We start from the raw sequence: 21986 nt of genomic DNA, 5'->3' as shown, positions 1-21986 counted from the left end.
TTCAGCAATCAGGCGACAGAAGCATTCTAGTATTTACTTCGGGGTTTCGTCTGAATCCAGCCAATTCACTAGGTCTGCTTCACTTATAAAGTCTAGCGATGCTTCCCCCAGTTCAGTGAGTTGAACCAGCGACAGTGCCTCAATTTGAGCTTGAAGGTCAGGATTCAGTTCGCGGAGTTGGCGATGCAGCAAACGCAATACCAAGTTTAGTTGAGCTTGTCCTCCTCCCTGCCCTCCTCTCTGCCTTCCTGAAGAATTTCCTGGTAAATCACAGACTCCCGCATGATGTCCCTCCGAAAAAGCTGTTGAATCAACTGTCTAGAATCAGTCCCGCTAATAGCTGCACACAAGCAGTAATACTTTGCTGTCGAGCCTTTTCTTCAATCATGTTCACTTGTACGGCGACTTGTTCGAGAAGTTGCTGAGGGGAATCAGTTTGCGCCAGAGTCGCCAGGGGCAACAGTCCGGGAGCTGATAGCAGGGGCTCAGGAGGCTGCTTCCACATGCGAATGACCCGATAGCGGTGTGAGGTATTCCGTGCTGTAAACTGCTCGGCAAATGCTAGTTCTGAAGTGGTCGGCTTGAGGAAAATGACGACCTGTTCGATGTCACAGCCATACTGCCGGTGCAGCCTGACCCAGGAGTCGAGCATTCGCAGCGGCAGTGGTGGCGTAGAGGTTGGCAGAGTTTGCACTTCCAAATGCAGGATTTGGCTGGCAGTTTTAAGAAACGTCACGGCATCAGCCCGAATAGGTTCAAGGCTCAGCTCGGTCTTAAGAATTTGAATCTCGTCTGGCTCTGAGCCAAGCAGCCAGCGTACAAATTGATCTGGAAATTGCTCAACTAGATATTTGAGGGTGTTGTCGTAGGTCACGTGGGGATATTGAAAACAGCCATGTTTGTGAGGCAGTACAGGAATTGAGACTCAACAGGTTGAAGCTCAAGATCAGGAAGTGACTTTCAGTAAAACTGGATGAACAATGAGTTTACACAGAAAAAGTAGCCCAAAGGGTAAGTTTTCGGCGATTTTTTCAGTTGTACTGAGTCTGGCGATAGTGGGGATTACGCTGATTGCGCTAGTAAGCGATCGCGGCTGGACTCAAGTCCTAGAACTGTTGTCTCACTTCAGGCTGCAATATTTTCTGCTCAGTCTAATTTTGCTGCTGCTGCTATTTCTAACTCGACGAAAGGTACCTATTCTAATTGCGCTGTTTTGTGTTGCATTGCTCTCCACACCCATACTGCCCTGGTACAACCCGCTAAGTCGAAGTGCAGCAGCAGCAGAACTGAGGGTGCTCACGGCAAACATCAACACTAGAAACCGCAGTTATGAAAAGGTGTTGACGATGGTGAGGGAAGAAAAGCCAGATATTGCAGTGTTTCTGGAGGTCGATGATACCTGGGTAGCGCAACTTCAGAACCTCAAGGATATTCTTCCTTATGAGTTTGGACAGGCAAATCCTTACAACTTTGGAATTGCAGTCTATAGTCGCTTTCCATTAGCAAATGCTGCGATCGACTTCTTTGAAACGGATGGAAATCCTAGCATCCTGGCAAATCTGACAGTTGAGGGCCAATCAATTTCACTGGTCGCGGCTCATCCCTTTCCTCCGGTGCGGCGCAGCTTTTTCCATACTCGCAATCTTCAGCTTGACCGAATTGGGCAGTACGTTCAGCAGCTTGAAACGCCTATTGTCTTGCTCGGAGATTTGAACATCACAATGTGGTCGCCTTACTACAAGCGATTTGTGCGGAATACGGGTTTGCAGAATGCGCGACGAGGGTTTGGAGTCTTACCGACCTGGCCCATGCCAGGAACCTATGCTGTGCTGCCCAATTTGCTACATCGGCTGCTGCAAATTCCGATTGATCACTGTCTGGTTAGTTCAGATATTAAAGTTGCAGCAATTCACACAGGGCGAGATGTGGATTCTGACCATCTGCCGTTAATTGCGGATTTGGTGATTCCTTAATGCAACCCAAAATTAAGGCTCTGAGATGAAATCTACCTGTACTTGCAATCAAGCTTGAGATTGATAATGCAAATGAGAAGCTCCAGCTTCCTAAAAGTTGGAAAGAAGCTGGAGCTTTTGTAAGACAGTTACCAAAATTCTGCTTAATTGCCAGAGTGTAGAGTCTAGACTTTAGCTAGCTCAGGGGTGGGGCGTTTGCTGTTGCGAATATCGGCGATCGCCTCAGCATAATCTTTTGCCTTGAAAACGGCTGAACCGGCAACAATTGCATTTGCGCCTGCCTCTAAAACCTGCCAGGTGTTGTTTGCCTTCAACCCGCCGTCTACCTCAATCCAGGGATCGAGTCCTCGCTCATTGCAGATCTGGCGCAGCTTCTGGATTTTGGGCAGCACTTCAGGAATGAAGCTTTGACCGCCAAACCCTGGGTTAACGCTCATGATTAGCACCAGGTCGCACAGTTCCAGCACGTACTCGATTAGCTCTAGAGGAGAACCGGGATTTAGCACAACGCCTGCCTTCTTACCGAGTTCCTTAATCTGACCCAGAGTGCGGTGCAAGTGTGGGGAAGCATTATGCTCAGCGTGAACATAAATATGGTCAGCTCCCGCCTTGGCAAAATCTTCAACGTACTTTTCTGGCTCAACGATCATCAGGTGGACATCCAGCGGCTTTTGCGTAACCGGCCGAATTGCTTCCACAATCAGCGGACCAATCGTAATGTTAGGTACAAACCGACCATCCATCACATCAACGTGAATCCAATCGGCTCCTGCTTGGTCAACAGCCCGGATTTCATCTCCCAGGCGACTGAAATCTGCTGATAGGATAGATGGGGCAATAACAACTGACTTGTGGGAATTGGCTTGGGTCATGGCTACGATGTCTCCTGCGTCCTGGTCTCGTAATGTTAGTTTAACAAAGCGTGCTCCCAAGCCCTCGAAAACTTGATCCCCAAAGGCTCAGATTCACACGAAATTTATTTTTTTGTGGAGAGACTTCCGTGCAGCAGCGAATGGTGAAAAGGCTGGGATGGTTAATTGGGGGCTTTTCCGCTTCCCTTTTAGCAACGCCAGTGTGGGGTTTAGCAGTTTCGGTTGGGGAAGCAGGCATTGATGCACTCAGGCTGCACGCTGCTCCCTACAACTTGACGGGCAGCAAAATTTCGATTGGTCAGGTTGAGATTGGTCGTCCCGCTCAGTTTGGGTTGGATAAAGCTGCTGTTAATAACAATGTAGTGCAGGTCGGACAAGTCTTTTTTCGAGACGACCGAGCGCAGGCAAATGACTATGTGGATGGTCATGCATCCAATGTTGCCAGCGTCATGGTTAGCGAGGACAAATACCTGACAGGAGTTGCGCCTGATGCAACTCTCTATTCTTCAGCAGTGGGGATCGTTGAGCGCAGCGGGCAGCCAGAAGAGTGTCTGTCATCTCAAATGGTGGCAATGCAGGATGGTGGACAAGTGCGGGCGATCAATTTCAGCTTTGGCGAATCGCTGGTTCAAGATCCGCGCCCGGATGCAGTTTTGGATGGGAATGCGCTGCTGACGCAATGTGTTGATTGGTCATCATCGTTTCACGATGTCCTGTATGTGATCGCTGGAAATCAAGGAACAGGTGGTATTCCGATTCCAACAGATAACTTTAACGGCATGACGATCGCAAATTCGACTCAGGTTAATGGAGTATTCTCGAAAGTCGATTATTCCAACCTGGGTAGCGAACCTGCAACGGTGCTTGGGCGATCGCCTGACTCTGAGAGCAACGTTGGACCACGTCGCTCGGTTAGCCTGGTCGCTCCTGGCACCAACATCGAGATGTTTAACCCTGATGGCAGCATCATCCGGGCAACCGGTAGCAGCTTTGCGGCACCGCACGTTACGGCAGCAGTGGCGCTGCTGCATCAGCATGGCGATCGCCAGATCAGTACCAATCAGCCCAACTGGAGTCTAGATGCCCGTCGCCATGAAGTCACCAAAGCGGTGTTAATGAACTCTGCCGACAAGATCCAAGACAGCGGCGACGGTTTGCGTCTGGGGATGAGCCGTACCATGCTGATGCAAAACAACAAAACCTGGCTTGACTCTGACGCTTATCGCGATCCGTCACTTCCCCTAGATGCTGAAATTGGTACGGGACATTTGAATGTATTCCGCGCTTATCAGCAGTTTAGTCCTGGACAGTGGAGTCCTGACGAACCAGTTCCGGCGATCGGTTGGGACTATCGCACGGTTGGGGACAGCTCAGACGCACGCGAATTTCAGGATTATGTGCTAGAGCAGCCGCTCCAGGGTGGCAGCTTTGTGTCAGCGACGCTGACCTGGGATCGTGAAGTGTCCTTGCAAGATGCAAATAGCAGTGAGGAATATGATCTGGGAGAACTGTTTGAAGATGCAGGCTTAAACAACCTGGATATTTACCTGATGCGGGCTGAAGATGATGATATTTCAGATAGTATCTGGTCATCTGTAAGCGAGGTTGATAGTGTTGAGCACATCTTCCACGAAGTGCCCGAAACCGGACAGTACAAGATTCGTGTGGTATATCGCGATCGCGTCAACGCTCCCACTCAGGACTATGCGCTCGCCTGGTGGACAATGCCTGCCCAGTAGTTTCTCTTGAACAGACAGACCCGTACAAAACCTCGTACGGGCGTTCCGCGCAATGTCCTTAACCGATTTTAGGAACTGTTTTCAAACGTTGATACAGCCTTTGCGGCTACAGCCACATCTTATTCTGCAAAAGCGTGGAGCACTAATCAGCCCCACGCTTTTGCAGTGCTAGTGACTTAAGTTAGGACAAAAAAGGGAGGCAGGACTTAGTCCTGCCTCCCTTTTTTGTCCTAACCTGTATGGCTACACTTTATAACTGAGTAGCTCTAAGAACCCGTTTGGAAAGGATTCTAAAAGGCTGAACGATAACTTGACAAGTTGCTCAAGTGGCACCTTCGGATCTACTGTTCCTCAACCGCTATTCGTTTTCGGTTGGAGGAACTGTAGAGTCATCCGGCTCTGCGGCTGGAGGGCGGTTATCGAGAGGTGCTCCACCAGGAGACATTGTTCCGCCAGGGGACTGCATCATTCCGCCACCTGATGGGTCACCAGGACGCTCTTGTGTACCACCTTCCGAATCGTCTGAAGGAGCATTGCCAGGGTCAAAAGGTGGGTTTGTTGTGTCGGTGTTGGGGTCTGAAGGCGATTCGGGAATGCCATCGTTTGAGCTGTCAGATGGTGTGCCTAACCCATCAGACTCATCGCTAGGAGAAGTCTCCTGGGTACCACCTTCTGAGTCATCAGAAGGTGCATTTCCTGGCTCAACAGGTGGATCAGACGTATCTGTGTTTGGATCTTGAGCGGAGCCTGATATGCCACTACTTCCAGAGCCAGCGGTTCCTTCGCAACGGGAATTGAGTGGAAAGCGCTCACAAAGAATCTCGAAGCCTTCTGGAGAAAGCTCAAAATCATCTCCTGTAGATTCTGCTTGGGCCAGAATAGTGCTAGTAGAAGCATCGGAACTGACGTTGGATTGTGCTAGAGCAGGAAACCCAAAGAAAACACTAGTGCCCGCGATCGCGCCGAGGCTGATCAGCTGTTTAAGCGAAACGAGACGATTTTGGACGCTCATTAATCATTCCTCTCAGATAAGGTGCTAACTGCTCACTGTTGCTTAAAAAAGCAAGCATTTGAATCCATCGCTGGGTTTAATTTAGCGAGAGACTTTTTGCAACCTAAGATGCATTGCCTATCCAGTTGTTGTAGAAATGTGACACCAATACGATTGGATTGCCCCTGAGCAACTAAGTATACGAAGCAAGCTAGATATGTTTGAGGCTTTTCAGGTTGCTTGAGTGTGCATCTATCCAAGGAGGAATTTTGAAAGAAAATAAGCAGATCAAATACTCAAAATTAGAAGTTCTAAAAGCAGTTATCCTAATTTTGAATCTTCAAAGATTCGGCTTTTATCTAAGCTTTTTTGGCGCGAGATTTGCGTCCTGTTCTTGATTTTGGTGGGGAAGTGTTGGAGTTAAGCGATGGGGTGGCGTGAGTTAGGCGGGCATTCGCGGCCTGATTAAGCAGCGACTCAGCAAAGGCGATCGCCTCTTGAGCAGTCTGTCCACCTGCTAGTTGGGCCAATTCTTCGCGTCGCTGCTGGTCGTCGAGTGCAGCAACTCGGACAACCGTTCTGACGTCTTCGGTTTTACTTGTGTCAGCGGCGATCGCCTTGCCATTGCTGAGAATCTGGTCAATCACTTGCTTATTTACTCGGAAGTGAGCGTCTGCCATCGCCGCTACGATAGGCTGGTGAGTCACACAAAGCACCTGATGGTTTTGGCTAAGCTGGTGCAGCTTTTCGGCGATCGCCTGTGCCACCCGTCCCGAAACTCCCACATCAATTTCGTCAAACACCATTGTGCCGACCGAATCAATCTGAGAAAAGCAAGCTTTTAGCGCCAACAAAAATCGACTCATTTCCCCGCCTGAGGCAATTTCAGTTAACGGTTGCAGCGGTTCGCCAGGGTTGGGGCTAAACAGAAACGTAATCCGGTCAGCTCCGGTTGCACTAGGGGAAACCGCAGCAAGGTTCACCTGAAACTGGACTTTGTCCATTGCTAGCGGCTTTAGTTGGCTGAGCAATAGCGTCTCTAGCTGTTGGGCGGTCGTCCGACGCGACTCAGTTAGGCGATCGCAAGCTTGCAGCAACTCTGCCTGACGGGTTTGATAGGTTTGCTCTAAAACTTCTGTAGACTGAGCGCCACCGTTTAATTCTGCCAGGTCAGTTTGGAGCTTTTGACTGTAGGCGATCGCTTCTCCCAAAGTTGGGCCATACTTACGGCAAATCTGCTTCAGCTCAATAATCCGTTGCTCAACAAATTGCAGCCGCTCCGGGTCAGTTTCTAGGTCTTCCCCGTAAGTATTAATTTGCCGTCCGGCTTCCTCTACCTGTGCTAGCGCATCGGTCACCAAGTCTAGTACCGACTGTATCTCGGGGTCATAGCGCACCATGTCTGTGAGTAGCCCCTCGGCTTTGCCCAGCAAATCAGCACAGGCTTCTGACCCAGCGTCATTTTGATAGAGTGCCTGATATACCTGATAGCTTTGCTGCTGAAGCTCAACGCTATGACTGAGTCGTTGGCGTTCTTGCTCTAAGTCAGTCAGCTCATTGGGGTCACTCAGGTTAGCCGCATTTAATTCCTTTGCCTGATACTCAAATAGGTCAAGCTGCTGAAGTCGCTGTTGCTCAAACTGACGACGTTTTTCGAGTGCTTGAAGTGCTTGCTGAGCTGCGACATAAGCAGTCACTACAATTTCCCGCTGTCGCATTAGGGTAGCACCGCCAAAAGCATCTAACCATTCCCGTTGGAGGCTAGACTGCCCCAGCAGCACGGTTTGCCCTTGGGCGGTGATTTCTACCAGGCGATCGCGCAGTGCTTCCATCTGCTGTTTGTTCACCAGCACCCCGTTTAAGCGAGAGCGACTGCGAACATTACCCCGGTTGACGGTCAGTTCTCGGCTACACACCAAGACTGTTTCATCCACCAATTCAATTTGCTGCTCTTTTAACCAGGCAGCTAGAGATGAACTGAGCTTGAAATTAGCTTCGATCAGGGCGCGATCGGCTCCAGTGCGGATTGCTCGGCCCGTCACCTTGCCACCTAAAGCCGCATCTAGAGCATCGAGAATGATTGATTTGCCTGCGCCCGTTTCTCCAGTTAAGACGTTCAATCCTGAACCGAATTTCAGATCCAGGCGGTCAACTAAAGCAAAATTTTCAATCTGAAGAGAGATCAGCATGAATCAAAATTGACCAGAGGGAAAGATGCCACAGGGCAAAGAATTGAGTGATCCTAAAGGGGCTAGGGCTTAGAAATTTGGAGGGGACTGATTTCTGGGATACGAGGTCTCAAGTTCTAAATCAGAGTTTTGGAACTAACCCCCAGTCCCTAACTCTCGATCTCTCGAATGATGTTTCTAAACGCTTGTACTTATCCTGTACTTATTCAGTTTAGTAGCAGTTTGCAGGACTGTAGGTGTTTCTAACGGCGATCCCGTTGAGGTATGGCCAGTCTTTCTAGTACAACCGAAAATTCCTGGAGGCACCGCTTTGATAATGTCTATTTGTTAAAAGAAGATGTAGTTCTTACTAAACCTGTTGTTACAATGCTTTACATGGGCTGTTCTGCCCTGACTCCTAGAAGCATGGATGCTAGACCGACCCCACGTGGCTTAGAGTCCAGACTGCTCACCCTTACCTTCTCTACACTATGCCTACCGTAGTCACTTCCACAGCCCAGGACGTAACCCAGCTAGAGGCGATCGCAATCGAAAATCATCCTGCACCTGAAGAGCATTTGAAATCCGTTCAGGTGAATGACCTGATGGATACAGATGCGGCTCTGCGATACGACCCAGTGGCGATCGCTGCCCACTACCGCACTCGTCCGTTTCAGGTATGGGCAAGGCTGGTTAGCATTATTTTGCCTTTCTTGGGGCTTGGTCTACGGCTATTTTGGGACAAGCGTTGGGGCACTGTTGGGCGCAATCAGTTTCGTCGAGCGGCTCGGTTGAGAGAAATTCTGACAAGCCTTGGTCCGGCTTATATCAAGGTGGGTCAGGCTCTGTCTACCCGTCCTGACTTGATTCCGCCGCTTTATATGGAGGAGTTGACAAAGCTACAGGATCAACTGCCACCCTTTCCTAATGAAGTGGCTTTCCGGTTTATTGAAGAAGAGTTGGGCGATCGCCCTGAGAATGTTTACGCTGAGCTTTCGCCAAATCCCATTGCGGCTGCCTCACTGGGACAAGTTTACAAAGGCAAGCTAAAAAGCGGTGAAACGGTAGCCGTCAAGGTACAGCGTCCTGGTCTGGCTCAGCGAATTAGGCTAGACATTTACATTCTTCGGCAGCTAGCGATCTGGGCAAGCAAGTCTGAGCAAGTGCGCAGCGACTTGGTTGGCATCATGGATGAATTTGGTGCCCGCATCTTTGAGGAGATGGACTACACCCAAGAAGGCAAAAACGCCGAAAAGTTTGCTCAGCTCTACGGACGTTTGCCCGATATCTATGTGCCTCGGATCTATTGGCAGTATACTCAGCGGCGCGTGCTGACGATGGAATGGATTACCGGCACAAAGCTTACCCGTCCCGATGTGTTGCTGAGTCAAGGAATTGATGCCAGATATTTAATTGAGGTTGGGGTTCAGTGTTCTCTACGGCAGTTGCTAGAGCATGGTTTCTTTCACGCTGACCCTCATCCTGGTAACCTGCTGGCAACTACCGATGGCAAGCTAGCCTACCTCGACTTTGGCATGATGAGTGAGGTTAAGCCTTATCAACGTTATGGACTGATTGAAGCCGTTGTACACCTGGTCAATCGAGACTACGAGGGGCTTGCTAAAGACTACGTTAAGCTAGACTTCCTCTCACCAGAAACTGACCTAACTCCGATTATTCCAGCGCTTGCCAATGTGTTTGATGGTGCTTTGGGTGCAAGTGTGGCAGAACTAAATTTCAAGAGCATGACCGATCAGCTCTCGGAAGTAATGTATGAGTTTCCCTTCCGGGTGCCTGCTTACTATGCCCTGATTATTCGATCGCTCGTCACCCTGGAAGGAATTGCGATCAATGTAGATCCAAACTTCAAGGTGCTGAGCAAGGCTTACCCCTATGTTGCCAAGCGGTTGCTCACTGACCCCTCTCCACAGCTTCGATCCTCTCTACGAGATTTGCTGTTCAAAGAGGGTAGCTTCCGCTGGAATCGGTTAGAAAACCTGCTTCGCAACGCTCGTGACAGTCAAGACTATGATTTTAATCAGGTGCTTGACCAGACACTAGACTTCCTGTTCTCAGAGCGAGGAGAGTTCATCCGCGAGCAGCTAGTCGGAGAAATCGTCAAGGGAATTGATGTGTTTGGGCGGAATACCGTCAGCAACCTTGCCTATAGCCTGCGTAAGCGCGTTGGGTTGAATGGGTCAAATGGGGCAAAACCAGCGATCGCCCCCAATGACCAAAAAAATCTGGAACATCTCACCCGCATTATCGACATTTTGCAGGAAACACCTGGGTTTGATCCGCTGCAACTGGTTAGCAAACTACCTCGCCTGATTACAAAACCCGAAACTCAGCAGATGGGTCAACAAATTGCAGGGGGATTGGCTCAGCGTGCTGCTGCCCGTCTGATTCGGGAATTGTTGCTAACCGATGAGCCTGCTACTCAAAACGGTAACGGTCACCGGAATGGTAATGGGACAAATCCTCAGCCCTCGCCTCGTCCAACCCTCTCTCTTCCCGCTTCAACGCGGTAGCTCTCGAAGAGGGCGTGCACCAGATAAACAATCAAATTTCTTGATTAATTCAAGCAGCCACAACTTAACACCATCACTAAAGCTGGGAGAGTAACCTACAGGTTACTCTCCCAGCTTTTAATATCTGTCCTTCTACCTTGTGTAGGGAAACCGAGCTAAGTAAGTGTTGGAATCTTGATCAAAACTATTGGAATCTTGATTAAATCAGTTTAGATTAAGTAGCAAAATTACAAGCAATTGTAAGCAATAAAATATCGCTTCAGCGATCGCACCAGCGAGTTTTAATTGGTTTACCCTGAAATATTAAGCAGCACTGCCTGAATTAGGGTGCGATACCCGTTCTCCAAATTCTCCTTGACCCCAAGCCACGAGTTAGAGCTATGAGTGAAGCAAATCTTCCATCTGATCCATCCCAAAAACAAACACCACCTCATTCAAGTTGGGACAACTCGGCAAATGCAGATCAAACTAATACGGATGGGATTGCAGAAACTCAAGTTGAGGATTGGCAAGACTGGCAAACAGTCGATTTTCCTAATGCCGTGAGCGCAGATGCGATTGAGCGTCAGTCGATCTATTCGTCAGATGATGTACCGCCACTTGATTGGCTCGCTCAGGCAACTCCAACTCCCAGTGCAGCTCATTTATGGTCAACTGGAGCGGGTAACTCGATCGAACCGCCTGAGATCGCCGACCTGATTGCTCTGATTCAAGAGCTAAACCAATGCAATGACGTTTTGCTCGATCGCGTATCACAGCTAGAAGAATCGCTGGAGCGCAGTCAAAAAGCTCAGTCCCAAGCAAATAGATCGTCTCAAGCCTCTGATGCCCATCAGACATCTAGCCAAATCACCCAAGAACTGATTGCCGCCCAAGCTGAAATCACCCAACTTTCTCAAGATTTAGAGTTTGCTCAGCAGACGAACCAGCGTCAGCAAATTTTGATCGAAACCCTGACTGAACAACTAGAGGGCAGCCAAGAACGGGTGGCTCAATTAGAGCGAGAGTGCGCTCTAACTCAGCAGCGCTATAGTGAGCAATCTCATCAACTGACCCAGTCTGAAACTGCCTGTCGTGATTTGCATGCCCGCCTTCAGCGCCAACAACAGTACACGCTCCAGTTCAAAGCAGCACTAGAGAAATGCCTGGAAGTGCCGCCTCCTAGCTATGAGGTAAAGGAACAAGCGGTGGAGGCGATCGCTCCCTCCGAGGACAAACACGACTCCTCTACACCCCAATCTTTTCTGCCTAAAGCAAAACGAATTCAGCCCTGGTCTGCTCAACCGCAATTTTTGGGCGATCTAAGCGATCTAAATGTAGGTGAACTGGAAAATCTAGATGAGATACAGATATCTCTACGGTCTCAGGTAGAGACACAGGATAGCCGCCAGTTTCATCCGCTTGCCGCCGCCGCATTAGACCTTCCCACAGTTTTGGCTTCTATTATTCATCCCGATTCGTCTGCATCAGATGAACCAGCCATTGAATTGCCGACCGAGCCGCCGTCTACAGCGAGTAACGCTGCTACCCCTGTCAACTTGCAGCCTCTCAGCTATGATTTGAAAAAATCTGCGGGTTGGTGGAATGAGGCAGCGTCCCAGCCGAGATCTGCTAACTTAGCGCCAAAATTACCCCAAGCAGACCAAACGCGCTCAGAGATTCAGCAGGTAGATTATCCAGCGACATCCTCAGAAGCCTCAATTTCAGCTCCAATTTCAGTAGAAGCGGCTGAGAACGAGTTGCACACAACCCCAACCTTTTCTGAAGAATCTGTACCGTCGCAATCAAGCGACGCTGAAGATGCACTTTGGCAAGACCTGGCTCGCCTGATCGATGTTTCAACGGATGACGTGGTGAAGGTCAGCGTATCGGACAATTTTGATTCTTTTGAGGCGATCGCCCCATCTTCAGAACCCCAGCCTGCTCCACCACTGAACGATTCATCCGCAGATACCCCTTCAAATCAGCCTCAATCGACATCGCTGGATGTAGAGCAACAAATTGCTCAGGGAATCTCGATAGCCAAACTGCTGCTCTCCTCTGCCCAAGCAACGCCTGCTGAAGAGTTCATATCTGCACCCGATACGTCTGACCTTAAAACCAGTGAATCGGAGCAAAAGGTACCTGCTGCCTTCACCACCCATTCAAACTGGCCGTCACCAATCGTCTATCCCTTGCGAACGTCCAAAAAAATTGAATCTTTAGCTGCGGTTAAACTACCAACGTTTCCCCGCTAAAACCTAAACTTATTGGTTTCCCTCTTGGGACGCGATTCAATCGCATCCCAAGCTTTTGTGGTTGTCCAGAAATTCAGGAAGATGCACTGGTGTAGAAACGCAGAGCAAACCGCCAGAATTGGCGTGAGGCAAAGAGGAGGGCGATCGCCAATCCAGCCGCACCCAATACCCACTCCACCTCGGACTGGTTGAGCAACGCCTCTGCAGGAACTGTTGTCAAGAAAGCAACCGGAATCACAAAGGTGAAGAAAACCCGATAGGCAACTGGATAAGCCACCATCGGAAATCTGCCCGCCTCCAGCAACCCACGCAGCACCTCGGTCACGTTGTAAATCTTGACAAACCAAATACTCGTTGCACCCAGCATAAACCAGAGACTATAAAGGCTCAGAAAACCCAGCAGGATTGGGGCTACGCCTAGCAAATAGTTACTTCCGTCAAGCCCTAAACGCCCGCCCGCATAACCAATTAGAATCACGCCAAAAATCAAGTCCGGCAATCCCCAAGGGGAAACCGTGCGAGTAGACAGCCAGAACTGGGAGCTAATTGGCTTGAGCAACACAAAATCTAACGTTCCTTCCTGAACCTGCCGCACAATCTGATTCAGGTTGGGGGCTAAAAAAGTTGCCGCAAACCCTTGCAATAGCGTGAACATACCCAGTACGATTAGCGCTTCTTCCCACGACCAATCTTCAAAGGTATAGCCCGTTCGGTAAAACAGGAATAGTGAAAACAAGCTGCCCGTCAGACTAAACAAGCTAGTGAGTGCAGCAATTAGAAAATTGAGGCGGTATTCTAACTCGGCTGCGATCGCCGCTCCCCAAAATAGCCGTAGCACCCGCATATATTGCTGAATAGACATAGTCATATTTACGGGCACTCTCACCCTTGCGACGAATTTTCACAATTCTGTAGTTGTGTTTACAATCGATTCTATCGACAAAAAATTTAAGATTGCGGGCAGACTTAAGATCGCAGGCAAACTATAGATTGGTTTGCAAGCTCTCAATTGATCTGCTCACCTCTATACTCACAACCATCCTCTAATCGTTCTTTTAACCCACCTATGGATTTTGCAAAAGTTCTAGAAACGACGGATTTTACAACTGTTCTGGGACTCGTGGCAGGAGCTTTGACCACCATTGCTTATCTGCCCCAGTTAATCAAAACTTGGAAGTCAAAATCAGCCGAAGACCTCTCCTGGAGCATGTTGATCACGCTCTGTGTCGGCATTGTCCTTTGGCTCATTTACGGAACTTACGTTCATGATCTGCCCGTAATCTTGGCAAATATCGTAACCTTGGTCTTGTCCTCAATTATCTTGGTATTGAAATTGCGATACAGCCGAGCTAAGAAAACAACTGTCAAACCATAAATACTCCAGATGATTTGTACGCCAAGGAGAAATTTGGGTTTGACGCTAAACTTCCAAGTCCAAGTTTTTTCTTAAATCAAGCAGCCAAGCTTTAGTATCCTGATTATTAAAGCTACAAGCTCCTATCGTGCTTGAGATATGAACTATTTGATCGCCGTTCTACCAGACCGCATTCAGGCAGAAGAAGCCTACTCCGCCCTTGAAAGAGAAGGATTGCCTATGGAGAAGGTCAGCATTTTAGGCAAGGGCTACAAAACTGCTGACGAGTATGGCTTAATTGACCCCAAGCAGCAGGCTCAAAAACAAGCAACGCTGATGTCTTACTGGCTAGTGCCGTTTGGCTTCATTTCAGGCTTTGTCTTCAACTCACTGACTGGGATTGAGCTATTCAACTGGGCGGGTTCTCTAGGCAACCACCTTATTGGTGGTGTTTTTGGGGCGATCGCAGGTGCAATGGGCAGCTATTTTATTGGCGGTGGCGTAGGACTCGCTTTTGGTAGCGGCGACGCACTCCCCTACCGTAATCGTCTCAAAGCAGGCAAATATTTAGTGGTGGTCAATGGTTCGCCCAACATCACTAACCAGGCTACTCGCATCCTCAAGCAATTCGATCCCGAAAACATCCAGGGCTACGTTGATCCCACTTCCTAACTCCTAATTCCTAGTCCCTAATTCCTAGTCCCCCTTCACCCCCCATGTCCGAACTTCCTAACACCCTTGATGACGCGATCGCTCAGGCGCAGCAAGCGACCCAAGCGGCGATCGCTGCTGGTCGTACCCGGCTTCAGGTAGAACTAGCCTTCCCAGAACTCAAAATTCTTCCTGTTGCCGAGAAATTTATTCCGGCTTTCGAGGATTTGGGCAGTCAACTGAGGGTGTTTTTCCCAGACGCCGGATCAGCAGCTCTGGCACGGCGAGATTGGGGCGAAAAGCCCTACTCAATTCGGGCAATGGGAGAAATCAAAGCCGAAATTCAGCCAGAAGACAAGCTATTTGTTTTTGTAGAACCTTCCGCTGTAGAAATTGCACAAGTCGAAAAACTGTGTAAAACAGCGTTGGATCGTCCTGTTGTTTTGCTCAATCCCCGTCTGGAAGACATTGCCACCATTGGGATTGGCTATGCTGGACGGCAGCTTCGCGATCGCTTGCTCAGCACCTTTGAGTCTTGCTACTACCTCAAACCCCTAGAGGGTGCCGCCCTGTTGCGCTCTTTCCCTGATCCCTGGCAAGTTTGGATAGAAAAAGATACAGGATATCAGTTAATTGCAGAGGAACCACAGAAACCTGTGGGAGAAGCTCTAGATGAAATCTTTGCAAGAGCAACAGGGCAACCGACTGCTCAACAAACTGCCCGAAAAGGGTTGTTGTCTGGTTTACAGCAGTTTTTACGAGCTTTAAGCCAATGAAGATTGAGTGTAGGTATCATATTTAACACTCCAATCGTGATAGTTGTTGATTCTGTTGGGCATAATTGAATAAATGGGGCTTTATCCAGCATTCCTTTTTCCCGGCAAAAACAACGACTGTGAACAATCAAAACTGATTTCCTGAAATTTTCTCGGAAGCGCGTAATTTTTTATAGAGCCGTCGCACTGAGAAGCTGGTTCTGGGTTTCAGAGTGGGTTCATGGCACTTGGCCCCGTGATCCTATCTAGTGTTTTTAGTAGAAGGACTGATTGAGCGTGGTTAGTGGTCGTCGCATTTTTATTGGTGATGTACATGGTCACTACGATGGCTTGATGAGACTGTTGGAGGCGATCGCTCCAAGCTCAGCAGACCAAGTCTATTTTCTAGGCGACCTGATTGACCGAGGTCCAAAAAGTGCTCAGGTGGTCAGTTTTGTCAGGCAAAATGGTTACACTTGCCTGCTCGGAAACCATGAACAGCTTCTGGTTGACTCTTTCCCTCAAGGCAAAGTTTGTTCCAATGCACTTCAAGCATGGCTCTACAGCGGCGGACAGACAACAATCTCTAGCTACAAGCAACCCGAAGCACTGCTTGAACATTTAGACTGGATTCGTCAACTGCCAACCCATCTAGACTTGGGAGACGTTTGGCTGGTTCATGCGGGAGTACATCCGGGCGTGCCACTGGTTGACCAGACCGTGCAGGACTACTGCTGGATTCGGGAAGAGTTTCACAGCATTCAAAAACCCTACTTTCCAGACAAGCTGATTGTTACAGGGCACACGATTACCTTTACGTTGCCGAACGTAACTCCTGGTGCGCTAGCGCAGGGGCGAGGCTGGTTAGACATCGACACGGGCGCGTATCATCCCAAAAGCGGTTGGTTGACTGGAGTAGATATGACCAACCAGCGGGTTTACCAGGTGAACGTATTTCAAGGGGCAAAACGGGCACTGCCGCTTGCAGAAGCCGTTGTCCAGATCGAGCCGGAGCAAATTCTTGCTCGTCGCCGTCAGTTGTTGCAGCTATAGTGCTGATGTTGTGCTGGCTGGCAAATGAGAGTAATGCCTTTTGACCCTAGAAGATGCTCTTATACTGTTTCTACAAAAACAAGCTACAGAATGGAAGGGCACCCCGCTTAGCGGGGTGCCCTTCCATTCTGTAGCTCTAATTTTTGGAAGTGGTATTAAAAGGGAAGCTCATCGTCTTCAGCATCCAGGTCGTTTTCATTGATTCCGGCTCCATCGCCATCGGTCGAGAAAACTTCGGAGCTTTGAGGTAGCTCAATATCGCCCTCTAAGCTAACAACTTGCCCATTAAAAAAGTTGGCTAGACTTTTAGCTGCCTCCGTCACTTTATCCTCTGCTTCCCAGGCAGGTAGAGACAGTCCGACATCAGGCGCATCAACCGAAAATTTTGCTAGTGGCAGATTTGAGGGCTGTTCGAGCGGTTGGACATGTCCATTTTTTGATGGGTAAGTTTGCCCGTTGGTAGGCTCCTTCTGGATGAAACTGGGTTTGGCAGGAGCAGGAGTTGAGGATGGGGGGCTGAAAGCTGCTGGATGGTTTGTGTCTGTATGATTGGCTAGGTTTGAGGGGAGGGGGTGTGAAGCAGAAGAAATTCCTTTCGCGGAGTCTGTATTACCCAATTGCGGTGGCGGCGAACCTGTAGCATCGATTCTGACAACAACTGGATGATTGCAGGCTTTCTGGAAAGCAGCTTCAACTCTAGATGCTCTCTCTTTGACGGTCGGATGCCACTTGGCGCTAATTGCAATCTGGGCAACCTGACCATCGAAGCTAACCAAGTTACCCTGTTGGCGTAAGAGCATCTGAGTTGAGGGCGGCTGCAAGTAGGACAAAACTTCTTGCCAAAGCTGGTTGAGATCTGTTTGCTCAGTAGAGCTAGTGGTAGGTTGAGAAACTATCGGGTCAGTTTCAGGCTCTTCAGAAATTTCTTCTGTAAGTGGTTCAATGTCTTCGACGGGTAAGGCAGCAACCTTCAGAGGTTGCTGCACTGCTTCACCAGTTTCTTGGGAAGGAGCAGCTGTTTCCTGCGCTGCAACTTGTTCCGGTTTAGCAAGATCGGGTTTGACGGGAGTAGGAATAGCGGCAGGATTGGGTGTTTGAGCGACAGGGGCTGTGGATGGCGATCGCCCCCTGTTAACTGGTTGAACTGCTGTACTCCGCTGCTGGACGGGTGCAGCTTGACTGGCGATCGCAGAAGGCAACAGCCCCATCAAAATCACCTCTAGCCAAAGCCGAGGCTGAGTTGTGTTTTTGACCTGTACCTCAGCGGCCCGAAGATGCTGCTGCCCCATCAGAATGATCGCGAGCTCCAGATCTTGCACAAATTCTCGTAGCTCAGCCCAAGTTGGCGGTGTAATGGCAACTAGATCGTTACGATTGGGGGCAGTTTTGGCAATCAGCAAATCTCGATAAAAGCTAGCGAGGTTTTGCAGCACGATCAGCGGCTCCCGACCTCGATCCATCAGGTGACGCGCTTGGTCTAGCAGCCTTGCAGGATCATCCTGGGCGATCGCTCGCACCAGCTCTAGTAAATCTCGTTCTGGCACTGCGCCTACCAGTTCCCAAACCCGCTCAACTGTGATTTCGCCTTCCAGTAAGCTCAACTGATCGAGCAAGCTTTCGGCATCTCGCAGTCCGCCTTGAGAGATTTGGGCGACTAGTTGCACGGCATCAGGAGCGATGTTGATCTGTTCCTTAGACGCAATTACGCCTAAGTGCTCCACCATTGCCTCTAGCGGAATCCGGCGAAAATCGAACCGCTGACATCGAGAAATGATGGTTGGCAGCACCCGCTGTGGATCGGTCGTTGCTAACACAAACACAACGCGATCGGGCGGTTCCTCCAAAGTCTTGAGCAAAGCGTTAAATGCTGCTGTGCTAAGCATGTGGCACTCATCGATGACGTAGACCTTAAAGCGACACTGAACTGGAGCAAACTGGGCACGTTCGATCAGTTCACGGATGTTGTCTACGCCTGTGTTGCTAGCTGCGTCGATTTCGATCACATCTAAAGCTGAGCCTCTGGCGATCGCCCGGCACACATCACACACGCCACAGGGTTTGGCCGTAGGCACATCACTTTTGATGCAGTTCAGTGATTTTGCCAAAATTCGGGCGCTGGACGTTTTTCCCGTTCCTCTAGGTCCAGTAAATAGGTATGCAGGGGCAATTCGCTGTTGCTGAAGGGCATTGCTAAGCGTGGTGGCGATCGCCCCCTGTCCTACCAGTTCTGCAAACGTCTGCGGACGATATTTGTGATGAAGCGGTTCGTAGGACATAGAGCGTTTGTAAGTTCCCATCCTTTAGGGTAAGCGATCGCCAAGACGAACATATGAACTATTTTCTCGTACAATTTTGTGAATTCACGCCACCCTAATTCACTTCGCTAAGATACAAGCAGCCAGCTTTGGAGCGATCGCCTTCCTCTCCCTGCTTGCTCCCTGCCCTCAGTCAAACCTGGATTCTAGCCTTCCTAAAATAGAAGCAAGCATACGCTTGAGCCTGACAGAATTGCTGCTCTGCTGTTCTCAACCGAAACCTATAGATGTTAGAACTTAACCGACCTGACCGAAAGCAAGAACGTTTTTATAATGGCGTTTTTGCGCTGATTCTGATCAATTTAATCCTGTTTGTGCTGGATCAGGCTTTACCGCTCCAGTTTCTTTATCTAAACCATGCTCGCCCTGTTTGGTATCAGTTTTTTACGTCCATGTTCCTTCACGCAAATTGGGCGCACCTTTCAGGCAACCTGTTTTTTCTCTACATCTTTGGCAAGCTAGTTGAGGAAGAAGAAGGGATTTTAGGTGTTGTTGCAAGCTATCTCGTTACAGGGCTGGGTGCAAACCTGTTGAGTGTGCTGTTGCAGCCTGGAGCAACTCTTTCTTTGGGGGCTTCTGGCGCAGTATTTGGCTTGTTTGTGGTCAGTGTCCTGATTAAGCTGAGCTGGAGCTGGCGCAAAATTCTAGAAGTTCTGATTTTGGGGCAGTTTGTGATTCAGCAGGTGGTAACTGAATTGCAGCAGGTTGGACTGCAAGATGGAGTTAATCGGATTGCTCACATTGGTGGGGCATTGGCGGGAGTTGCACTGATTATGGGACTGAGGCGACTGACGCACGATAAAAGAATTGATTCTCAATTGTAGGGTAGGTGCAGGAGCGATCTCCCCCTCTGCTTTCCGGCAAACTTAATCAGATCTCCCAGCACCTTAGCTGATAGTCCGGCCCTTCTACCGCAAGGGCTGCTTTGTAGCTAGCCGAAAGATCGAGTAGCTGTAACGACCAGAGGTTTGCTGTTTCAGAACTGCCTAAAACTTTCTGCAGTTGAACCCTTGGAGTTAGGGCAAATTCGATTTGATCCATAGGTTGGCTCAAACCGCTGCCGATCGCCTTTAGGTAAGCCTCTTTACAAGTCCAGTAGGTCAAAAAAGTTTCTTCAGGGCTGTTTGAATTGGTGAGTGAGTTTTGTTCTTGGGGGGAAAGGCAACGTTCTGCAAGCTGATGAACTTTGGGCAGCGGGCGAATTTGCTCAACATCAACCCCGATTTGGCGATCGCGTGTTACTCCGCACAATACGAGTTCCCCAGAATGCGCCAGGTTAAATTGCAGTCCGGTGTTGGTAAGAGAACCTGCTAATGATGGTTTTCCGTGAATTCCATAGCAAAACTGAATTTGTTCAGCGGAAGTATTCAAATAACGGCTCAAGATTTGCCGCAATCGTCCTCGGCTAATGGTGAAGCGGTGGCGATCGCGCTCAAAGTGGAAGCGATCGGTTCTTGCTTGCTCGTCGGCAGAGAGAATTTGTCGAAGTTGGGGAACGTGGGCGATCGCCTGATCAACCCAGGTTAGCCAAAGGTGAACCTGATCTTTGTCTAGGACCGGGTGAAGCGGGGGAGAACCCCAACCAGAGCTAATAGAATGCCTCATCATCACAATGTGAAAGCAGATAAGCCCGTAGCTCAGCAAGGTTCATCTTAAAGTCTGGTTTCATCTTCTGTCGGTTCATCGCTAGCTAGTGGAGGCTGAGGCAATTCGTCGGAAACGGCTTCTGCAATTGCGAGTTGGCGAGCTTGCTTGCGCTGGTGCAACTTTAGAAGGATTTCAGCGTGCTTTTCACGGGTAATTGGATAAAAGTAAGCCAAAATCACGCCTAAAATCAGTGACACGGTAGGCAATGGCCCGATCGCCACGCGAATGGCCAACAGCGCAGATTCAGGTTGCACCGGAAGCGGCTCTCCAGGAGTGGCTTCGATGAAACCTGATTGCTCCAGTGCGATACCCACCAGAGCCAGTCCGACTGCTAGTCCAATTTTTTGCAGCAGGGTCATAAACGCGTAGAAAACACCTTCTCGCCGCTGCCCGGTTTCTAACTCGTCTAGCTCGATCACGTCAGGCAACATCGCCCAAGGCACTAGATAAGCGGTAGCAACTCCAAAACTGGCAGCAAAACAAAGTAAATACATCAGCCCAACCTGACCAGGCTGCACAAAGAATAGACCTGCCTGAACAATAATCCACAAGCCCATGCCCATGAAATAGAGCGATCGCTTACCAACCCGCTTGCTAATGGCGTTGCAAACAAACAGCATGATAATTGCCGTTCCCTGGACGGCCGCTGCTACCAAAAAATAAGAGTCCAGCCCCATCCAGCTCACAACAAAGTAGGGAATGATTGCAGCCGTAAACTGGAGTGCCAGCCAGGAGAACAGATAAATACCAATCACATAGAGAAAAGGACGATTGCTTAGGGCAACTTTGAATTGCTCTAGAATCGGCATCGATTCTGCATCGTTTTCTGGCTGCAAGCTGGCTTGCTGCATGTTTTGCCGCGTTCTGCCAATAGTGCCCCAAATACACCAATACAGCGTCAAGATCGACAGGACGGCGCACACAATTCCCGTGACCCAATATTGTTGTCTGGCATTAGAGAAAACTTCCCCCATCACGAAGCCCAAAACCAGGGCTAAGACTGCACCACCCAGTGAAAAGGCAAGCCTAAAGCTGTTTAAGCTGGTGCGCTCGTCATAGTCCTGAGTTAGCTCCGCAGTCAGAGCAGAGTAAGGTACATTGACCACGGTGTAAGCTGCGTTAAAAAGAATGCCAACCAGGACGTAATACCAAAACTTGAGTGTGATATTAAAATCTGGCACTAGCCACATTAGGCAAAAGCTCAACCCCATTGGAATGGTGCCATACAGCATCCAGGGATGACGACGGCCCCAGCGAGGAGAATGGGTGCGATCGCTCAACACCCCCACCGCAGGATCGTTGAATGCATCCCACACTTTGCCGATCAGCAATACTTGCCCTGCCAAAGCTGGATTTAACCCAGCAACATTAGTGAGAAAAATCAGCAGCGACCAGGCCTGTAAGTTTGCAGTGATGCCTCCACTCATATCTCCAGCGCCGTAGGATAGCTTGGTGAAAAGGTTGAGCTTTTGAGATGGTTGAGTGTCAGCAGGTGCAGATTGAGTCATGTCGAATTTAAGGCAGGCTGAACGATAGGGAACTTAGGCAAGCGTTTCCTCTGGCAAACCTATAACAGCAGGTTAGGGGAGGTATAGCAACAGCGCGCTGATACAAGTGCCAGTATTGCGTCTGGTTATGTGTCAAAACAGTTACCATTTGCCATCATCTCAGGGTGTCATGATTTTGTGGAATTTTGAAGT

At 49.4% G+C, this 21986-nt stretch carries 18 protein-coding genes and 1 pseudogene; 9 read left to right on the top strand and 10 right to left on the bottom strand.

Features of this window, described 5'->3' with window-relative positions; all coding sequences use genetic code 11:
• Positions 1-33: 33 nt before the first annotated feature.
• Positions 34-219, bottom strand: a pseudogene (locus H6F93_RS34380) (DUF4351 domain-containing protein); the annotation flags it as partial.
• 91 nt (positions 220-310) lie between these two features.
• Complete coding sequence (locus H6F93_RS34375) at positions 311-874, bottom strand: RpnC/YadD family protein (RefSeq protein WP_242043697.1); 564 nt, start codon at positions 872-874, stop codon at positions 311-313.
• 106 nt (positions 875-980) lie between these two features.
• On the opposite strand from H6F93_RS34375, the gene H6F93_RS30315 reads away from it, so the two are divergent.
• Positions 981-1973: an endonuclease/exonuclease/phosphatase family protein gene (locus H6F93_RS30315; protein WP_190644728.1), complete on the top strand. Its 993-nt coding sequence runs from the start codon at positions 981-983 to the stop codon at positions 1971-1973.
• Between the two features lie 164 nt (positions 1974-2137).
• Here H6F93_RS30315 and rpe read toward each other — a convergent pair whose 3' ends face one another.
• Positions 2138-2845 (bottom strand): ribulose-phosphate 3-epimerase, encoded by a 708-nt coding sequence (gene rpe, locus H6F93_RS30310; RefSeq protein ID WP_190644727.1) that lies wholly within the window; start codon positions 2843-2845, stop codon positions 2138-2140.
• A 128-nt stretch (positions 2846-2973) separates the two neighbouring features.
• Between rpe and H6F93_RS30305 the strand changes: the two genes are divergently transcribed.
• Positions 2974-4584, top strand: a complete 1611-nt coding sequence (locus H6F93_RS30305; RefSeq protein ID WP_524538042.1) for a S8 family serine peptidase — start codon at positions 2974-2976, stop codon at positions 4582-4584.
• A gap of 358 nt (positions 4585-4942) precedes the next feature.
• On the opposite strand, the gene H6F93_RS30300 is transcribed toward H6F93_RS30305, so the two are convergent.
• Both H6F93_RS30300 and recN read right to left on the bottom strand, forming a co-directional pair.
• Positions 4943-5596 (bottom strand): hypothetical protein, encoded by a 654-nt coding sequence (locus H6F93_RS30300; RefSeq protein ID WP_190689273.1) that lies wholly within the window; start codon positions 5594-5596, stop codon positions 4943-4945.
• A 338-nt stretch (positions 5597-5934) separates the two neighbouring features.
• Positions 5935-7764: a DNA repair protein RecN gene (recN, locus tag H6F93_RS30295; protein ID WP_190689270.1), complete on the bottom strand. Its 1830-nt coding sequence runs from the start codon at positions 7762-7764 to the stop codon at positions 5935-5937.
• Between the two features lie 470 nt (positions 7765-8234).
• Between recN and H6F93_RS30290 the strand changes: the two genes are divergently transcribed.
• Complete coding sequence (locus H6F93_RS30290; RefSeq protein WP_190689267.1) at positions 8235-10274, top strand: ABC1 kinase family protein; 2040 nt, start codon at positions 8235-8237, stop codon at positions 10272-10274.
• Between the two features lie 380 nt (positions 10275-10654).
• Complete coding sequence (locus H6F93_RS30285) at positions 10655-12511, top strand: hypothetical protein (protein ID WP_190689264.1); 1857 nt, start codon at positions 10655-10657, stop codon at positions 12509-12511.
• Positions 12512-12584: 73 nt separating this feature from the next.
• On the opposite strand, the gene H6F93_RS30280 is transcribed toward H6F93_RS30285, so the two are convergent.
• Complete coding sequence (locus tag H6F93_RS30280) at positions 12585-13373, bottom strand: ABC transporter permease (protein ID WP_199314205.1); 789 nt, start codon at positions 13371-13373, stop codon at positions 12585-12587.
• A gap of 204 nt (positions 13374-13577) precedes the next feature.
• Between H6F93_RS30280 and H6F93_RS30275 the strand changes: the two genes are divergently transcribed.
• The 4 genes from H6F93_RS30275 to H6F93_RS30260 all read left to right on the top strand — a co-directional run bounded on the left by H6F93_RS30275 (position 13578) and on the right by H6F93_RS30260 (position 16324).
• Entirely contained in the window at positions 13578-13886 is a 309-nt protein-coding gene (locus H6F93_RS30275) for an SWEET family sugar transporter (RefSeq protein ID WP_190644722.1), read from the top strand.
• A 138-nt stretch (positions 13887-14024) separates the two neighbouring features.
• Entirely contained in the window at positions 14025-14537 is a 513-nt protein-coding gene (locus tag H6F93_RS30270) for a hypothetical protein (RefSeq protein ID WP_190644721.1), read from the top strand.
• Positions 14538-14581: 44 nt separating this feature from the next.
• Complete coding sequence (locus tag H6F93_RS30265; RefSeq protein WP_190689261.1) at positions 14582-15292, top strand: DUF1995 family protein; 711 nt, start codon at positions 14582-14584, stop codon at positions 15290-15292.
• A gap of 276 nt (positions 15293-15568) precedes the next feature.
• Positions 15569-16324 carry a metallophosphoesterase family protein gene (locus tag H6F93_RS30260; protein WP_524538041.1) on the top strand — a complete coding sequence of 252 codons (756 nt, stop codon included), beginning with the start codon at positions 15569-15571 and terminating at the stop codon, positions 16322-16324.
• 155 nt (positions 16325-16479) lie between these two features.
• Here the strand turns inward: H6F93_RS30260 and H6F93_RS30255 are convergent, their stop codons facing one another.
• A complete protein-coding gene (locus H6F93_RS30255; RefSeq protein ID WP_190689255.1) occupies positions 16480-18600 on the bottom strand; it encodes a DNA polymerase III subunit gamma/tau in 2121 nt (706 codons plus the stop codon).
• Between the two features lie 266 nt (positions 18601-18866).
• Between H6F93_RS30255 and H6F93_RS30250 the strand changes: the two genes are divergently transcribed.
• The gene (locus tag H6F93_RS30250; protein WP_190689252.1) at positions 18867-19463 is read left to right on the top strand and encodes a rhomboid family intramembrane serine protease; all 597 of its coding nucleotides are present in this window, start codon (positions 18867-18869) and stop codon (positions 19461-19463) included.
• A 46-nt stretch (positions 19464-19509) separates the two neighbouring features.
• On the opposite strand, the gene H6F93_RS30245 is transcribed toward H6F93_RS30250, so the two are convergent.
• From H6F93_RS30245 to H6F93_RS30240, 3 genes are read right to left on the bottom strand one after another with little or no spacing between them, the layout of a single operon-like run.
• Positions 19510-20247 (bottom strand): 4'-phosphopantetheinyl transferase family protein, encoded by a 738-nt coding sequence (locus H6F93_RS30245; RefSeq protein WP_199314199.1) that lies wholly within the window; start codon positions 20245-20247, stop codon positions 19510-19512.
• Positions 20228-20290 (bottom strand): DUF6887 family protein, encoded by a 63-nt coding sequence (locus H6F93_RS36000; RefSeq protein ID WP_524538045.1) that lies wholly within the window; start codon positions 20288-20290, stop codon positions 20228-20230. Before H6F93_RS36000 ends, H6F93_RS30245 begins: the two co-directional genes overlap by 20 nt.
• Position 20291: 1 nt before the next feature.
• A complete protein-coding gene (locus H6F93_RS30240) occupies positions 20292-21794 on the bottom strand; it encodes an MFS transporter (protein WP_190689249.1) in 1503 nt (500 codons plus the stop codon).
• Positions 21795-21986 lie beyond the last annotated feature (192 nt).

This window comes from Leptolyngbya sp. FACHB-671, from assembly GCF_014695745.1.
In the GTDB taxonomy this organism is placed as follows: Bacteria; Cyanobacteriota; Cyanobacteriia; order Elainellales; family Elainellaceae; genus JAAUTN01.
This window is presented reverse-complemented; position numbering and strand designations above follow the sequence as displayed.

Excerpts from the sequence above, each read along its gene's own strand:
- H6F93_RS30275 (WP_190644722.1), top strand. The coding sequence starts at position 13,578 with ATGGATTTTGCAAAAGTTCTAGAAACGACGGATTTTACAACTGTTCTG.
- H6F93_RS30270 (WP_190644721.1), top strand. The coding sequence starts at position 14,025 with ATGAACTATTTGATCGCCGTTCTACCAGACCGCATTCAGGCAGAAGAA.
- H6F93_RS30240 (WP_190689249.1), bottom strand. The coding sequence starts at position 21,794 with ATGACTCAATCTGCACCTGCTGACACTCAACCATCTCAAAAGCTCAAC.
- H6F93_RS30255 (WP_190689255.1), bottom strand. The coding sequence starts at position 18,600 with ATGTCCTACGAACCGCTTCATCACAAATATCGTCCGCAGACGTTTGCA.
- H6F93_RS30300 (WP_190689273.1), bottom strand. The coding sequence starts at position 5,596 with ATGAGCGTCCAAAATCGTCTCGTTTCGCTTAAACAGCTGATCAGCCTC.
- H6F93_RS30315 (WP_190644728.1), top strand. The coding sequence starts at position 981 with ATGAGTTTACACAGAAAAAGTAGCCCAAAGGGTAAGTTTTCGGCGATT.
- H6F93_RS30250 (WP_190689252.1), top strand. The coding sequence starts at position 18,867 with ATGTTAGAACTTAACCGACCTGACCGAAAGCAAGAACGTTTTTATAAT.
- H6F93_RS30280 (WP_199314205.1), bottom strand. The coding sequence starts at position 13,373 with ATGTCTATTCAGCAATATATGCGGGTGCTACGGCTATTTTGGGGAGCG.
- H6F93_RS30290 (WP_190689267.1), top strand. The coding sequence starts at position 8,235 with ATGCCTACCGTAGTCACTTCCACAGCCCAGGACGTAACCCAGCTAGAG.
- recN (WP_190689270.1), bottom strand. The coding sequence starts at position 7,764 with ATGCTGATCTCTCTTCAGATTGAAAATTTTGCTTTAGTTGACCGCCTG.
- H6F93_RS30245 (WP_199314199.1), bottom strand. The coding sequence starts at position 20,247 with ATGATGAGGCATTCTATTAGCTCTGGTTGGGGTTCTCCCCCGCTTCAC.
- H6F93_RS30265 (WP_190689261.1), top strand. The coding sequence starts at position 14,582 with ATGTCCGAACTTCCTAACACCCTTGATGACGCGATCGCTCAGGCGCAG.
- rpe (WP_190644727.1), bottom strand. The coding sequence starts at position 2,845 with ATGACCCAAGCCAATTCCCACAAGTCAGTTGTTATTGCCCCATCTATC.
- H6F93_RS30285 (WP_190689264.1), top strand. The coding sequence starts at position 10,655 with ATGAGTGAAGCAAATCTTCCATCTGATCCATCCCAAAAACAAACACCA.